Raw genomic sequence first — 15,175 nt, 5'->3', positions numbered from 1 at the left:
GCTGTAAACTTGCCAATCGGACCGTCGATTTGGTCAAGTAGTGGTCCCACTTGTGAACTGTCGCCCATGTCTTGGCCGGTCATGACGTGAGCGATGATGTCGCCGCTATCAGCATCCAATGCCAGATGCAATTTGCGCCAGCCCCGACGGGATTTGGCACCGTGCTTCTCCTCCAGCCACTGGCCAGCGCCGTAGACTTCGAGCCCGGTACTGTCAACGAGTACGTGAATGGCCTCTTTCGTTGGAATTTTGCGACGGTCCCGCCTGTCAGCCGATCGCCATGTCCATGCTCGCCGGCTCAATGTCGTATGATCGGGGACGGCGAGCTCCAGTCCCATCAATTGCAGCGCCGATGTCAGAAAGCCCTCGGTTTGCCGCAGGCGCAAGCCGAACACCAGGCCCAGTGTGAGGGCTGTCTCAATGGCAAGATCGGAATAGCGTGGCTGGCCACCACGCGTCTTCCGCTTCGGCGCCTGCCACGACGACAGCGCTTCCTCTGTCATCGACAGCGTCAGGCTCCCGCGCCGGCGAAGGCCTGCCTCATATTCCGCCCAATTCGTCAGTTTGAACTTCATCTTGCCGATATGATGACGGCGGGCAGCATTGTGCTTGAAAGGCATAGGTGCAAGAGACCGGCTATTGCGTTGGCCGATCACCTAAGCCAACGCCATTAACGATCCGCGCACCAACGTCATAGCGAGCGATACAGGAAAGATTGGCACGGGTGATCTAAATCTTGTCGTGGCACATCAGGGCTGCTTTTGAATCGAGCGTCGGCTATTCATGGCGCGCTCCGTCATTTATGACAGAGTTGTGACAGCAGGAATTTGGAGCGCTGATATTGAATTGGTTTCGCAAATTGATGCCGAGAGAAGACCGTTTTTTCGATCTTTTCGCCCGGCATTCGCGCACGATCGTCAGCGCAGCAGAAGCTCTGAACGAACTGCTGGCCGGCAAAAACACGGAGCAGCACTGTCAGCGCATCGTCGAGCTCGAGAACGAGGCGGACGACATCACCCGCGAGGTGCTGCTTGCCATCCGGCGCAGCTTCATCACGCCCTTCGATCGGGGTGATATCAAGGACCTCATCATGTCGATGGATGACGCCATCGACATGATGCACAAGACCGTCAAAACCATCCGGTTGTTCGAACAGACCAGCTTTGATCCCCGTATGCAGGAGATGGGCGAGGCAATCGTGCAGGCTGCCAAGCTGGTGGCCGAGGCAATCCCGCTGCTCGATCGCATGGGCGCCAACTCGGCGCGCCTCGGCGTGCTCGCCGAAGAGGTGGTAAAAGTCGAAGGCCGTTCCGATGAGCTTCACGAGCAGGGGCTCAAGGATCTCTTTCGCCGGCATGGCGGAACGAACCCCATGGCCTACATTATCGGCAGCGAAATCTACGGCGAGTTGGAGAAGGTGGTCGACCGCTTCGAGGACGTCGCCAATGAGATCAGCGGCATCGTGATCGAGAACGTCTGATGGAGGCCACCCTCGCCCTTCCGCTTCTGGTGGGATTGATTGCCGTCGCCTTGTTTTTCGACTTTCTCAACGGGCTGCACGACGCCGCCAATTCGATCGCGACCATCGTCTCGACCCGGGTCTTGCGACCGCAATATGCCGTGTTATGGGCCGCATTCTTCAATTTCATTGCCTTCCTGTTCTTCGGACTGCATGTGGCCGAAACGCTGGGCACCGGGATCATCGATCCGGGTATCGTCACGCCGCAGGTTATCTTCGCAGCGTTGATGGGCGCGATTGTCTGGAATATCGCCACGTGGATATTCGGCATTCCGTCAAGCTCTTCGCATGCGCTGGTCGGGGGCCTTGTGGGCGCGGGGCTGGCCAAGACCGGCACGAGCGCGATTGTCTGGTCGGGTCTGCTGAAGACGGCAGGCGCCATTGTCGCATCGCCACTGCTGGGCTTTGTACTGGCACTTCTCCTCGTTCTTTGCGTGACATGGATCTTTGTCCGGCAGACGCCGTTCGCCGTCGACAATACATTTCGCGTGCTGCAATTCGCCTCCGCCTCCCTCTATTCGCTCGGCCATGGCGGCAATGATGCCCAGAAAACGATGGGGATCATCGCCGTGCTTCTCTACTCCCAGGGCTATGGTGGCGGGGAATTTCACGTCCCTCTCTGGGTGGTGCTGTCCTGCCAATCCGCAATGGCACTCGGAACATTGTTCGGGGGCTGGCGGATCGTCCATACGATGGGTTCCAAGATCACCAGGCTCAACCCGATGCAGGGCTTCTGTGCCGAGACCGGTGGTGCGCTGACATTGTTCGCCGCGACATGGCTTGGCATTCCGGTTTCGACGACCCATACGATCACGGGTGCGATCATTGGTGTGGGCGCCGCTCGGCGCTTGTCTGCGGTGCGTTGGGGATTGGCGGCCAACATCGTCATTGCATGGGTCATAACCCTGCCGACCGCGGCCGCCATCTCGGCGATAATCTACTGGATCACGCACTGGGTAGGATAGAGACGCCTTAGAGGATTTGCAGCGTGTTCAACCTGTCATCGTAGCAACCTGGGCGGTCTTGAATACGTCACGCCTTGAAGGGATCCTAACCAACGACCCTGTTGTTACAAGCCTATTTGTTTCAAATATCGCCATAGGTTTGGCTTGGAGGAATGACCGGTTTGGTGAAGGCTTTTGTACGCCTGACGGCACCCGAAACCCTTCACCATTGTGATCATGGCCATATCTCTTCCATCCTCCCAAGACCTGCCATTGTCGCGCCACGTGAAGTGGTGTAAAGCGGCGTCATGTCTTCGAACCTGAACATTGGCATTGTGAGCCTTTGGGCCGCCGGTCACCCGGCGAACCCGATGCCAATTAGCGTCTCCGGATAGCAGCGGATTCGGTTTGGCCGTCCTACCCGCCCCGGAGGCGAGCAGGTGCCGGCCACAAGACCAACCAAGAAAACACTAAGACAATGTTTCATCTATCTTTCTCGCAGAAGAGGGGGCTGTTATGAGCGCCGCTCGCCGCATTCTTACGTTTGCCCTTCTCATGCTCTGTGCGACGCTTTCCCTCGCTGGTACCGATCTTGTGCTGCCTGTCGTGCCAAACTTACCGGAGATTTTCGGCGCCAATGAAGCAACGGCGCAGTATGTGCTCGCCGCCTATGTCGGCGGGAGCGGACTAGGGCTGCTGGCATTTGGGCGCCTCGAAGAGATGTATTCACGCGAATGGCTGTTTATGATTTCCCTTGCGGCCTTTGGAGCGAGTTCGGCCGCCGGCGCCATGTCGCCCAGCATCGGCGTTCTGATCGCGTTGCGGTTCGTCCAGGGCGCAGCCTCCGCTGCAGCACCCGTATTCGGGCCGGGACTCATTCGACAGCTCTTCAACGATAAGGCAGCGGTGAGGGCTGTGGGGTTCCTGGGAAGTGTGGAGTCACTGGTCCCCGCACTGGCTCCTATCGCTGGTGCGGCATTGGTGGCTAGCTTTGGCTGGCGCTCTTCGTTCGAGGTCCTGGCAATGCTGACAGCTCTGGCGGCCCTGCTGATCGCCGTTCTCGGCCTGCCAAAGGAGGAGCGTGCATCAAAAGTCGCCGGCAGCTACCTGCGATTGCTGAAAAATCCTGTCTTCATGCGGTATGCGCTCAGCCAGGCCCTAACACTCGGCGGCCTGCTGACCTTCGTGTTCGGTGCCCCGGTCATGATCATTAAAACGATGGGCGGGACGATCAGCGATTTCATCGTCATGCAGGTGGTCAACATCACCGGCTTCATCCTGATGGCCAACATAACTCCGCGCATTGCCGAGCGCTTTGGAACCGAAAAGGTGATCCTGTTCGGCACATCGTTGTCAGCCCTGAGTGCTTCGGGTTTGCTGGCCTATGGGCTTGCTGGCGGTCACAATACATGGATGCTGTCAGTGCTGTTCACCCCCATGGCTTTGGGCCTCGGGCTGCGCGGCCCGCTCGGGTTTTATCGCGGTATTGTTGCCTCGGGTGACGACAATGCTCGGGGAGCGGCCTTGATCGTCTTCTTCATTTTCATGATAACGATGCTCGGCACGAGCATTGCGGCACCGTTCATTACCAGCGGTCTATCGACGCTGGCCCTGGTTGTGACCTTGATCCACTTCCTCTCGGTGCTCACCCTCTTGGTGATCCCCAGGGTGCGATAGCCTCACTACCTAAAGATGGGCTTTGGCGACGGAACGTTCCTTGCGAGAACGAGTAGTCGCCAAGCTCATCCACACGGGTGAAGTCTGCCTTCCAGCACCATTTTACCGAAAGCAGCCTGTCGCCTTCCCACCCATTTCGGTCGTAGCGCTGGCCAATTGCTTGGGTTGGGCTGGAACGGTCAACGAAGTTCAAAGCGACGCCTTAGCGTTTCCAGACGGTCTGTCCGCCACGCGTTCAGCCGGGGACGCACGCAGCCCCGCAGGATCAACCTAAACGATAATTAACCGGAACAGCCTATGGATGTGAAGATCGACTCTGGGAGAAGACATGTCTCGCTATAGCCCGTTTCATTTAAATTCCGAAATCACATTGGACGCGGCCATCAGTTGGCGGGATGGCTCCCTAACGAAGGAGGGCTCGCTTTTCTGCAACGACCAGCTTTGGTCCTTGGAGGTACTTTCGGAAGTTGCCGACCGGTTCAGCGGTGCGGTAGAGAGCGGCGGCGGCTTTTACGACAAGCTGACGCGGCAATTTGACGGCGCGTCGCCGAACGCATGCAAGTTGATGTCTGAAATACTTTGGATCCTATACCTTTTCCCCATCAATATGGGGCCCGACTCAAGCGCCTCAAAATAGCTGAACGCGCTTTCCGAGCGCACGAAGCGCAACTGCATCAGCTTGCCGGTCGCATCGTCGATCCGACAATGCGTGTTTTGTTAACACGCTTCTTAAGCAACCATTCAGACGACATGAATTGTCATCTTCTAGTCTTTCCGGGCATCTTCTCAGGCAGGTCGGAATGGCCGCAAATGTTGTGACGCGAGGTGAAAGTATGCTGACCGAACGCGAGGACCAGTTTTACATTGGTGGGAAATGGCAGGAAGCAGTGGACGTAACCCGTCTGCCTGTCGTGAACCCCGCGTCGGAACAGGTTGTGGGGCACATTGCCGCGGGCGGTGCTAATCACGTCGATCTTGCGGTTGCCGCTGCGCGCAACGCATTCCCAGCCTTCTCTCAAACGTCTGTGGCTGAACGGCTCGGTCTGCTCGGCAGGATGCATTCACTTCTGAAGGAAAGAGCGGAGACGTTCGCAGAAGCTCTTGCTACGGAAATGGGGGCAGCGATCGGCTTCGCGCGGGCTTCCCAGGTTCCGTTTGCTGCCGAGCACATCCGTGTCCAGATGGAGATTCTTGAGAAGTACCGCTTCGTAACGATTGATGGTCTTACCGCGACCGCCAAGGAGGCGATCGGGGTTTGCGCGCTGATCACCCCCTGGAACTGGCCACTTTACCAGATCACCGCCAAGGTCGCTCCCGCGATCGCGGCCGGCTGCACCGCCGTCCTCAAGCCCAGTGAACTGTCACCTTACAGCGCTTTGCTCTTCGCCCAGTTGATGCACGACGCCGGCATTCCGGCTGGTGTATTCAATTTGGTCAACGGAACTGGCGAGAGCGTTGGCGCAGCGCTGGCCAGCCATCCCGAGGTCGACATGATCTCGATCACAGGTTCCACGCGCGCAGGGGTACTCGTCGCGCAGGCGGCCGCACCGACGGTGAAGCGAGTGGTTCAGGAACTCGGCGGCAAGTCGCCGAACATTTTGCTTTCCGATGCCGATTTCAGTGACGCGGTAGCGAAGGGCGTGCTCGCCGGAATGCGCAACGTCGGCCAGTCGTGCAGCGCCCCGACGCGTATGCTGGTACCCGCACACCGCCTCGGCGAAGTGGAGGAATTGGCAAGCGCCACTGCGGGTGCCATCCGCGTCGGCGCTCCGCTTGATCCGGCGACGACCATGGGACCCATTGCCAATCGTGCCCAATTTGAGAGGGTGCAGACCATGATCCAGGCCGGTATTGATGACGGCGCCAAGCTGCTGTGCGGTGGGCTGGGCCGGCCGACCGGCCTCGACAGCGGCTTCTTCATAAAGCCGACGATCTTTTCCGAGGTTAAGGCTGACATGCGCATTGCTCGCGAGGAAATCTTCGGCCCCGTGCTTTCAATCATACCCTACAAGGACGAGGAAGAGGCAATCGCTATTGCTAACGACACCGTCTATGGATTGGGCGCCCATGTCCAGTCTTCAGATCCTGAACGGGCACGGCGGGTCGCCCTGCGCATCCGCGCCGGCCAGGTTCATATCAACTATCCCGCTTGGGACGGAGCGGCCGCTTTCGGTGGCTACAAGCGATCAGGTAACGGCCGCGAGTATGGCGTATACGGGCTCGAAGAGTATTTAGAGACGAAGTCCATCCTCGGTTATTGAGCAGGCGTCTCCGCGGGGTCGGATCGCCAAGGCAGTGGTTTCAGCGACTGACGAAGCATCCTCAGGAAAGCGGCAGTCCGCGCACTTCGCCCGTGCCGCGATCCGAGGATGGCCACGATATCAGCCGACGGCAGCATCCAGTTGGGAAGTACCTGCCTCAACCCTCCCTCAGCGAGGTCTTCTGCAACGGCCCATTCAGAGCGCATCATGATGCCCTGACCCGCCAACGCCCAATCCCGAATGACGGCACCATCGTTGCTCGACATAGCGGGATTAACGCGCACTGTCGCACTTTCCTGCCGTGATCCCTTGAACCGCCAGAGCGTTACGTCCTCCTCATTCTCGCGAACGACGAGGCAGCGATGTCGCGCCAGATCGGCCGGCGTAGAAATGGGTTCAGCCGAAGCCAGGTATTCTGGACTTGCGCAAAGAATCCGACGGTTCGGCGCCAGTGTCGTCACGACTTGATCCAGATGCGCTGATGCCCCGATGTGAACAACGACCTCATAGCTATCAACGACCAGCGCCGTGGGATGGTCGGACAGTTGCAAGGTGGCGGTGGCACTACGATGCTCTCGAGCGAACGCCTCCACGACCGGGGCCACGTAGATCCTTCCAAATCCGTGAGGCGCTGCGACCCTGAGGTGCCCGCGAACCGCACCCTCGCGATCGGCCAAGGCTTCGGCAAGCGAGTCTATGGCATCGCTGACAATGACGCTGTGAGAAGCGACCAACGAGCCCTCTTCGGTAAGGCGCAGGTGGCGTCCGGACCGATCGATCAGCCTTACCCCTACCTTCTCTTCAAGCGCGCGCAGGCGCTGGGTCACCGCAGGAGGCGTCACGTTCAGCTTTCTCGCGCTTTCTGCGAGAGATTTCGAGCCCGTGAGGACCGAAAAGAAGGCAAGATCGTCGGATGTGAGCATTAATCGGTACCTGAAGCGATCATTCACTGAGCATTAATTGCCATCTTTAGGATTTGGCGACAAGGTGAGATGCAAGTTGGACATCGGATTCATGAAACTAGCGACCTTGGCTTATCCATCCGATTGGCTGGCCTGAGTGGTCTTGGCAGCTGCAAACCGGCGTCTCTGGCTTTGGAAACCGGATGGCAGGAACGCGCCAGCTCGATTTGGCGGCGCCACACAGTGAACGGATCCTCCTAATGATGAATGGGCGACTGCTGCTCAGGACGGAGCCAGCCATGTGGTCAGTTGTCGCCAATACCTCATTGTGCCCAAGACACGAAGGAGACCCTGGGATGAATGCTAAAGACATACTCGAGCAGCTTGTCGGCTTTCCATCCGTCGTCGGGACTCCGAACGGCGACATCGTAGCATGGGTGAAGGGCTACCTCGAAAGTCATGGCGCCACCGTGACTGTGTTGCCCGGACCGGAAGGCGATCGGGCGAATCTATTTGCCACCATCGGCCCGAAAGACATGCCCGGCTACATTCTTTCCGGCCATATGGATGTCGTTTCGGCATCCGAACGAACCTGGACGTCGGATCCCTTCCGCCTGAGGGCGGAGGGCGATCAGCTTTTCGGCAGGGGAGCGTCCGACATGAAGGGCTTTCTTGCCGCTGCGCTTGCCGGGCTTCCAGCCATGGCAAAGATGCCATTGAGCCGCCCGGTCCACTTCGCCTTTTCGTATGACGAGGAAGCCGGCTGTCGCGGTGTACCGCACATGTTACAGCGGATCGGTAACCTGTGCGCTCCGCCCTTGGGAGCAATTATTGGCGAACCAAGCAGCATGGTGGCGATCCGCGGCCACAAGGGAAAGGCCGCCGCCCGCATCGAGATCCATGGCGCGGCCGGTCATTCCTCGCGCCCTGACAAGGGCCGGAATGCCATTCACGCCATGACTGCGGTGATGAATGTGGCGCTGCAAACGGTTGATGCCCTGCGCAACTGCGCCTTAGATCAGAACTTTGAGCCGCCTTATTCTACGCTGCAGATCGGGACGATCTCGGGCGGGCGCAGCGTCAACATCATCCCGGATCTCTGCATCGTGGAGCTGGAAGCCCGCGCAGTGCCCGGCGTATCGCCAACAGTCCTTCTGGACCCTATCAAGGCCGCTGCCGAAGCCTCAGAGAATGACGGTTTCCGCACCACCTGGGAAATCAGCAGCACCTATCCCGCGCTTTCGCTTGATGTCGACGCGCCGCTCGCCCGGTTGATGGAGGGATTAACCGGAGTGTCGACCTTGGCGGCCGTCAGCTACGGCACGGAAGCCGGGCTCTATCAGGCCGCTGGCATCGACGCGATCATCTGCGGGCCGGGGGACATCGCCCGCGCCCATCGCGCCGACGAATTCATCCGCCTCGACGAACTTATTGCCTGCGAGGAAATGATCCTGAGGCTTGCCGAAACACTGCGAGACTGAGAGGGAACTATGGTTTTCTGGTTCAATTCGGATCGAGAAAGGGGCCGGGTCTTCGCCGAGGCTTTTGCACGCGACCTGCCCGATCTGCCTTTCGTCATGGATATCTCAGAGCGCGACCCGGAAGAGATCCGCTACATCCTCACCTGGACGACCCCGCCCGATCTTCATCGCTTCAGGAACTTGGAGATCGTCTTCTGCATCGGCGCAGGCGTCGACCAGTTCAAGACGGAGACGCTTCCTTCGAACGTCATGCTCGTGCGTATGGTCGAGGACGGCATTGTGCGCATGATGCAGGAATATGTCACGCTTGCCGTGCTCGCTTTGCACCGCAACCTGAAAGCCTATATCGGCCAGCAGGCTGACGCCACATGGCGCTCCCTTCCTGTGCGCCAGGCTGCCCAGCAGCGGATCGGTATCCTTGGCCTTGGCATGCTCGCTCAGGCCGTCATCGAGCGCCTGAAACCTTTCGGCTTTCCGTTTGCCGCCTGGAGTCGCTCGGAACAGCACTTTGATGGCGTCGACTGCTATCACGGCCCGGGCGGGCTTACTCCATTTCTGGCGCGGACGGACATCTTGATCTGTCTCCTGCCGCTGACAAAGGATACGCAAGGACTGCTCGACGGCGAGCTGTTTGCCGCCCTTCCAGCCGGTGCGGCGCTCGTCCATGTGGGGCGCGGCGCGCAACTCGATCATGATGCACTCATTGCCGCTCTCGACGAGGGGCATCTGTCCGGCGCCGTCATCGACGTTACCGAGCCGGAGCCCTTGTCTCCCGAACATGTGTTCTGGCGGCATCCGAAGATCACTCTGACGCCGCACATAGCAAGCGCCACTCAGCCGGAGACGGCGGCCCGTGCTGTCATCGACAACATCAAACGCCATCGCGACGGCCTCGATCCGATCGGGCTCGTCGATCGCAACCGCGGCTATTGAGCCACAACCAGGAGATAAGGAGAAAACATGTCCCTCCTCAAGACCATCGCACCGAACAGCACGGAAGCGCCGCGTGAATCCAAGCCCGGGCCGGAACGCCTTATCTCCGGTGATCCGTCGTTCAAGACCTGGGCCCAGGACGTGGCGCGAGGCGAGACGATTCATACCGGTGTCTGGGAAGCAACTCCGGGACTGACGCGCTCCGTCAAAGGCGAGACCTTCGAGTTTTGTCACATCCTTCAGGGGGTCGTGGAAATCACGCCGGATGGCGGTGAACCGATTACCTACAAAGCAGGCGACAGTTTCGTGATGAAGCCTGGCTTCGTCGGCACCTGGCGCACCGTTGAAACCGTCCGCAAAATCTACGTGACGGTCATGTAACAGCCATCGACTCCCGCGGGGCCGACCCCGACAAACAATCACCTTGCTTCGGCGGAAAGAAGATTATCCGCCGCGCAATTTTCAGGTAGGAGCTCGCCGTAATGCCTCCGTTGTCGCTGCCCGATCGAAGCGGACGAGATTTTGCCAACCATCAAGTGGATGATCTTTTCGAGGGCATGACGAGTTCGAATTCGGTCGTTAGAAGCATCAGACTTTACAAGGGGCGCGAAGTTGGCTGTTTTTACGGAGCTTTCTGAAGAAGATCGCCAATCGATCACCGCTGCTTATGGTTTTGCATCGCTCTCGTCGGTGGTCGGGATCGCTGATGGCGACACCGATACAACCTACCTGTTTCGTGCCCGGGAAGGCGAGTTCATAGTGACACTGTTTGAGAACGGTGCCCAGCCTTTGGATCTCGAAAGAGCCTTCGAAACCATGGAGACGCTCTCTCAGAAGGGCGTTCCGTGCCCCAGGCCGCTGCGCACGCTCGAAGGCAATGCCACGTGTCGAGCAGCAGGCCGATTAGTTGCCACCGTCAGCTTTTTACAAGGCTCCTCATCCATCGTTGCAGGTCCGGCAAAATGCCGAAGCCTGGGCCGAGTGATGGCTCAAATCCACATCGCTTTTGAGCGGAAGGCAAGCCCTCTTTCACCGGGCCTTCCAACGGGAGCCGTTCACGGTGCGTTGGTCCAGGCGAATGTCTTTTTCCTTGGAAATGATGTGAGCGGGATCGTTAACTTCAGGCTGCGCCATGACGATGCCCTTGTGTCAGAAATTGCAGATGTACTCGTCGGCTGGACGGCAGAATCCAGCGGAGAACTGAACAAGGATCGGGCACGTGCGCTGCTGCAGGGCTATGAAGAGCATCGACAACTGACCAGTGTGGAAAAGGAGGCGTTGCCCGGCTTCATTATGGCTTCCACAGCGAGGCGATGTGCGAGCCAGGCGGAAAGAAGCTTCCTACCGGAAATTGCCGTGGTAGCTTATCGTTCGGGAACTTCGGACATTCTAGATTAATCGGCCGGCACCAGCCCCATGAAACATCTTCTTGATCGAACCGACGAACTAATACTCGCCGCACTGAAGGCCAACGCTCGAATCTCGCATGCGGAGTTGTCTGCGAAGGTAAATCTTTCGCGCAACGCCGTGCGTGTGCGCATCGAGCGACTTGAGCGAGAGAGCTTCATTAAGGCGTATACGATCATCACCGGCGATGGAGGAATCAGCCAACACGTGACGACCGCGCTGATCTTCGTCTATCGGCACGATCGCATGAGGGGCGGGGACGTTATTCAGGCGCTTCGGAAAATTCCGGAAGTAGTAACTTGCGACGTGATGACCGGTGATTTCGATCTCCTCGTCAGGGTCGAGTCTTCCGAGGCGGACCGAATAACGCAGATTTGGCACCTGATAGCCAAGATGCCAGGCGTACGCGACACACTGACTTCTTTTGCGCTCTCGTCCGTGATCCGAAAATAAGAGTGGCGCGCGTGGATCGATGCATGGAACTTTTGCAACCCTTATCTGTCGAGAATCGACCTGCGACCTTGCTGGGGGCTGAGCGGTTACTGTCGTGTGTGGAGCGCGTGCAGCGTCCGGAGGGACGCCGGGGTAAGGGCGGTGATATCTCCTCGATACTTCACCGTCTGCTTCCATTACTGTAAAATACCAGCGAGACGCATCGCATCGGTGATGGCTTGCTGGACGGGTGTGCTGACCTCCACGAGAGGAAGACGCAGGTCGCCTCGGACCTTGGAAAGTTGCGCCAAAGCGAATTTTACACCGGCTGGGCTGGTTTCGAGAAACAGTGCGCGGTGAAGGGCCATCAGTCGATCTTGAAGAGCCAATGCCGCCGTGAAATCGCCATTCAAGCATGCCCGTTGGAAATCGGCACACAGCCGTGGAGCAACATTCGCGGTCACCGAGATGCAACCGTGGCCGCCATGGGCCATGTAACCCAGCGCAGTGCCGTCTTCGCCGGTGAGAAGATTGAACTCGTTGCCGCAGGCCATCCGCTCCAGCGACGGGCGCAAAAGGTTGCCTGTCGCGTCCTTGACGCCTTTGACGTTCGGGCAATCCGTGAAAATGCGGGCGAGCGTTTCGACTTGAATATCGATCACGCTCCGACCCGGAATATTGTAGACGATTATTGGAACTGAAGCTTCCGCGTCGATGGCCTTAAAATGCTGATAGATCCCCTCTTGCGTGGGTTTATTGTAGTACGGTGCGACGATCAGCACACCATCCGCGCCGACCTGCTGGGCGTGCCGCACGAAGCCGATTGCTTCCTCGGTGCTATTGGAGCCTGCGCCGGCAATGACCGGGACGCGACCTTTTGCAGTCTCGATTGCGATTTCAACGACGCGCTTATGCTCATCATGATTGAGAGTTGGGCTTTCCCCTGTGGTTCCACAGGGGACAAGCCCTGACGTGCCCTCTGCGATCTGCCATTCGATGAGGTTGCGAAACGCAGCCTCATCGACTTGCCCATCGGTGAATGGGGTGACAAGCGCGGTGATAGATCCTTTGAACATCTTAACTTCCGGATGCAACGATGGGCATTAAATAGGCTGCGACGCCAGTCGGCGCTGCAGCCTATTGATGCAGACGACTTTCGGCTGGGTCATGTCTTCATAGGCAAAACGAACGCCTTCGCGTCCCATGCTGCCGTATTTGAACCCGCCAAAGGGCATAGCGTCGAACCGATAGTCGGACGACTGATTGATCATGATACCCCCGGCATCGATCCGCTTGGCGGCATCAAGGGCCTCGGCGAGATCGTTTGTAAAGATCCCCGCGTGGAGACTGTATTCCGGGTTGTTCGCCAACTGTATTGCCTCATCCAGGTCATCAAAGGGCTGAAGGATGACAACAGGCGCAAAGACTTCCTCATCCAATACGTCGCAGGTTGCCGGCACGTTCTCCAGGACGGTCGGAGGATAGAGCGTGCCCGAGGGCTTGTGACCGCAAAGCAGCGTCGCGCCGGCGCCGATTGCACGCTCGACCATGGCAGCGGTGCGGTTGACCGCCTTTTCGGAGATCATCGGCCCCATGTCGGTTTCAGCTTCCATCGGATTACCGGTCTTCAGCTTGACGGTCTGAGCCACGAACTCGGTCTTGAATCGTTTATAGATTGGGCGCTGGATCAGAATCCGCTGTGTGCCGATGCAGTTCTGACCCGCGGCCCAGAAGGCACCTGACACGCAATCTTCGACAGCAGCGTCAACTTCGCTGTTTTCCATCACGATAACCGGTGCATTACCACCGAGATCCATCGCGAGCTTCTTGATGCCGGCAGATTTTGCGATCGCCTCCCCACTCGCAAAACCGCCCGTGAAGGAGATCATTCGAACGTCCTTGGCCGAAACGAGCGCCTTGCCAAGGTCCGCGCCGCCGACAGCAACCGTGATGACGTCGTCCGGCAGACCGCTTTCAATCAGCACGTCCACCAACTTGATCGCCGAGAGAGGCGTAAGCTCTGAGGGCTTCAGGAGTATTGCATTGCCCCCGGCGACGGCGGGACCGAGTTTGTGCGCTACGAGATTGAGCGGGTCATTGTAAGGCGTAATCGCCGTGATGATGCCCAACGGCTCACGAGTGTACCAGCCTTGACGGGATTCCGATCCGGCATAGGCATCAAACGGAATAATTTCGCCGGCATTCCGTTTGGCTTCTTCCGCCGAAAGCTTCAAAGTATTAACACAGCGTGTCGCCTCCTTGCGGGCCTGGGTGATTGTCTTCCCGGCTTCCCGCACTATCAGGAGCGCAAATTCCTCCTTGCGGGCTTCAACGGTCGCTGCAGCCTTTTCCAGAATTGCCGAACGCTGGTGACGGGGGAGCGACCGGGCGATCTGCGCTCCACGTTTGGCTCGCTCCAGTAGCAGATTCACCGTCTCGGCATTGGTCTCGAAGACCGCTCCGACGAAGCTGCCGTCGAAGGGATTGGTGACCACGATCTGGCCTGAAGAGATCGTTTTGCTCAGGGCAAGGTTCGGCATCACGCAGCCTCCTTCGCGAGGTTGGCCGACTGGCCGCTGTGGATGGCAACGATGTCGGAGAGCAGAGCATAGGCGGTCTCGACCCGGCCGGCGCCCGGGCCTGTGACCGTGACAGAGCCGAGCAGTTCAGTGTTAAGCGATACCGCATTGGTGGCGCCGTTCACGCCGGCGAGCGGATGCCCGAGCGGAAGCTGCCTGGGAGCAACGCTGCCGGTTACCGTCCCGTCGGCATTGCGAACTGCCGACCCGATCAGCTTCCAACGGCTGTTCGCCTTTGCCGCTGCTTTGATGTCGGAAGGAGAAAGCTTGGAAATGCCCTTGCAGGACACGTCTTCCGGCTTGAGGTTTCCTCCCAGCAACTCGTTTGCCAAGATCACGACCTTGAGGCGAACGTCGAAACCTTCGACGTCGGCGGTCGGATCGGCTTCTGCATATCCGAGCACCTGGGCTTCTGCGACAGCGCTGGCGAAATCGAAACCGCTCTCCATGCGGCCGAGGACAAAGTTCGAGGTGCCGTTCAGGATTCCCTCGAACCCTTTCACCTCTACGCCGGCAAGGGTCTTCTCTACCATGCGGATGACAGGGGTGCCGCTCATGACAGAGCCCTCATATTCGAAACGAACGCCGTTCGCCTTGGCCAGAGCCTTCAACTCCTGAGCGGCGATTGCGACCGGCCCCTTGTTCGTGGTGACGACGTGCTTGCCGGACTTGAGGGCCCAGCGGCAGTGCGAAACAGCCGGCTCGCCGTCCTTGGGGTTTGTAAATGTCGCTTCCACGACGATATCGGCGGGCGCCGTCTTGATGATCGTCTCGTTGTCCGCTTCCGCGTTGCCGCCAGAGAGCCCGCCAAAGCCGCCCTTTGAAAAATTCGCTTCAACGAGAGTTTTGGCGTCGAGGCCGTTCGGCGAAATAACAGAGCCGAGATAGAGGTCGCTGACAGCAACGATGTTCAGGCGGAACCCGAGATCCCGCTCCCACAGCGAGTTCTTCGTCGCGATAAGCTCGGCCAGCGCGCGGTTGACGCCACCAAATCCGATCAGAGCAATATTGTAGATTTTCATGCGGTTCCCTCCAATGAA

At 58.6% G+C, this 15,175-nt stretch carries 15 protein-coding genes; 10 read left to right on the top strand and 5 right to left on the bottom strand.

Annotated elements, in window-relative coordinates:
- The coding region (locus AB4Z52_RS15365; protein ID WP_442218790.1) for an IS5 family transposase at window positions 1-620 on the bottom strand (620 nt) is incomplete at its 3' end.
- A 218-nt stretch (window positions 621-838) separates the two neighbouring features.
- Here AB4Z52_RS15365 and AB4Z52_RS15360 point away from each other — a divergent pair.
- The 5 genes from AB4Z52_RS15360 (at window position 839) to AB4Z52_RS15340 (ending at window position 6,401) form a co-directional block, all read left to right on the top strand.
- The gene (locus AB4Z52_RS15360; protein ID WP_442218796.1) at window positions 839-1,480 is read left to right on the top strand and encodes a DUF47 family protein; all 642 of its coding nucleotides are present in this window, start codon (window positions 839-841) and stop codon (window positions 1,478-1,480) included.
- Window positions 1,480-2,484, top strand: a complete 1,005-nt coding sequence (locus tag AB4Z52_RS15355) for an anion permease (protein ID WP_442218789.1) — start codon at window positions 1,480-1,482, stop codon at window positions 2,482-2,484. The genes AB4Z52_RS15360 and AB4Z52_RS15355 overlap by 1 nt, the downstream gene beginning before the upstream one ends.
- A gap of 495 nt (window positions 2,485-2,979) precedes the next feature.
- Window positions 2,980-4,140, top strand: a complete 1,161-nt coding sequence (locus AB4Z52_RS15350) for an MFS transporter (RefSeq protein WP_442218788.1) — start codon at window positions 2,980-2,982, stop codon at window positions 4,138-4,140.
- A 328-nt stretch (window positions 4,141-4,468) separates the two neighbouring features.
- Window positions 4,469-4,777, top strand: coding sequence for a hypothetical protein (locus AB4Z52_RS15345; RefSeq protein ID WP_442218787.1), 309 nt, complete (start codon window positions 4,469-4,471; stop codon window positions 4,775-4,777).
- A gap of 196 nt (window positions 4,778-4,973) precedes the next feature.
- Window positions 4,974-6,401 (top strand): aldehyde dehydrogenase family protein, encoded by a 1,428-nt coding sequence (locus AB4Z52_RS15340; protein WP_442218786.1) that lies wholly within the window; start codon window positions 4,974-4,976, stop codon window positions 6,399-6,401.
- Here AB4Z52_RS15340 and AB4Z52_RS15335 read toward each other — a convergent pair.
- Complete coding sequence (locus AB4Z52_RS15335) at window positions 6,395-7,324, bottom strand: LysR family transcriptional regulator (RefSeq protein ID WP_442218785.1); 930 nt, start codon at window positions 7,322-7,324, stop codon at window positions 6,395-6,397. The two genes, AB4Z52_RS15340 and AB4Z52_RS15335, sit on opposite strands and share 7 nt — an antisense overlap.
- Before the next feature lie 335 nt (window positions 7,325-7,659).
- Here AB4Z52_RS15335 and argE point away from each other — a divergent pair, with 335 nt between their 5' ends.
- The 5 genes from argE (at window position 7,660) to AB4Z52_RS15310 (ending at window position 11,577) form a co-directional block, all read left to right on the top strand.
- Window positions 7,660-8,784 (top strand): acetylornithine deacetylase, encoded by a 1,125-nt coding sequence (argE, locus tag AB4Z52_RS15330; protein ID WP_442218784.1) that lies wholly within the window; start codon window positions 7,660-7,662, stop codon window positions 8,782-8,784.
- 9 nt (window positions 8,785-8,793) lie between these two features.
- Window positions 8,794-9,717, top strand: a complete 924-nt coding sequence (locus tag AB4Z52_RS15325) for a 2-hydroxyacid dehydrogenase (protein WP_442218783.1) — start codon at window positions 8,794-8,796, stop codon at window positions 9,715-9,717.
- A 27-nt stretch (window positions 9,718-9,744) separates the two neighbouring features.
- Complete coding sequence (locus AB4Z52_RS15320; RefSeq protein ID WP_442218782.1) at window positions 9,745-10,098, top strand: cupin domain-containing protein; 354 nt, start codon at window positions 9,745-9,747, stop codon at window positions 10,096-10,098.
- A gap of 231 nt (window positions 10,099-10,329) precedes the next feature.
- Window positions 10,330-11,115, top strand: a complete 786-nt coding sequence (locus AB4Z52_RS15315; RefSeq protein WP_442218781.1) for a phosphotransferase — start codon at window positions 10,330-10,332, stop codon at window positions 11,113-11,115.
- A gap of 18 nt (window positions 11,116-11,133) precedes the next feature.
- The gene (locus tag AB4Z52_RS15310; protein WP_442218780.1) at window positions 11,134-11,577 is read left to right on the top strand and encodes an Lrp/AsnC family transcriptional regulator; all 444 of its coding nucleotides are present in this window, start codon (window positions 11,134-11,136) and stop codon (window positions 11,575-11,577) included.
- Window positions 11,578-11,753: 176 nt separating this feature from the next.
- On the opposite strand, the gene dapA is transcribed toward AB4Z52_RS15310, so the two are convergent.
- Genes dapA through AB4Z52_RS15295 form a run of 3 tightly spaced genes read right to left on the bottom strand, consistent with a single transcriptional unit; the run spans window position 11,754 to window position 15,157 of the window.
- Entirely contained in the window at window positions 11,754-12,632 is an 879-nt protein-coding gene (dapA, locus tag AB4Z52_RS15305; protein ID WP_442218779.1) for a 4-hydroxy-tetrahydrodipicolinate synthase, read from the bottom strand.
- Between the two features lie 27 nt (window positions 12,633-12,659).
- Entirely contained in the window at window positions 12,660-14,096 is a 1,437-nt protein-coding gene (locus tag AB4Z52_RS15300) for an aldehyde dehydrogenase family protein (RefSeq protein ID WP_442218778.1), read from the bottom strand.
- Window positions 14,096-15,157 (bottom strand): homoserine dehydrogenase, encoded by a 1,062-nt coding sequence (locus tag AB4Z52_RS15295; RefSeq protein WP_442218777.1) that lies wholly within the window; start codon window positions 15,155-15,157, stop codon window positions 14,096-14,098. Before AB4Z52_RS15295 ends, AB4Z52_RS15300 begins: the two co-directional genes overlap by 1 nt.
- Window positions 15,158-15,175 lie beyond the last annotated feature (18 nt).

The organism is Rhizobium sp. 2YAF20 (assembly GCF_052114685.1).
Classification (GTDB): Bacteria; Pseudomonadota; Alphaproteobacteria; order Rhizobiales; family Rhizobiaceae; genus Rhizobium.
The sequence above is the reverse complement of the archived record's forward strand: the minus strand, read 5'-3'. Positions and strand labels throughout refer to the sequence as shown.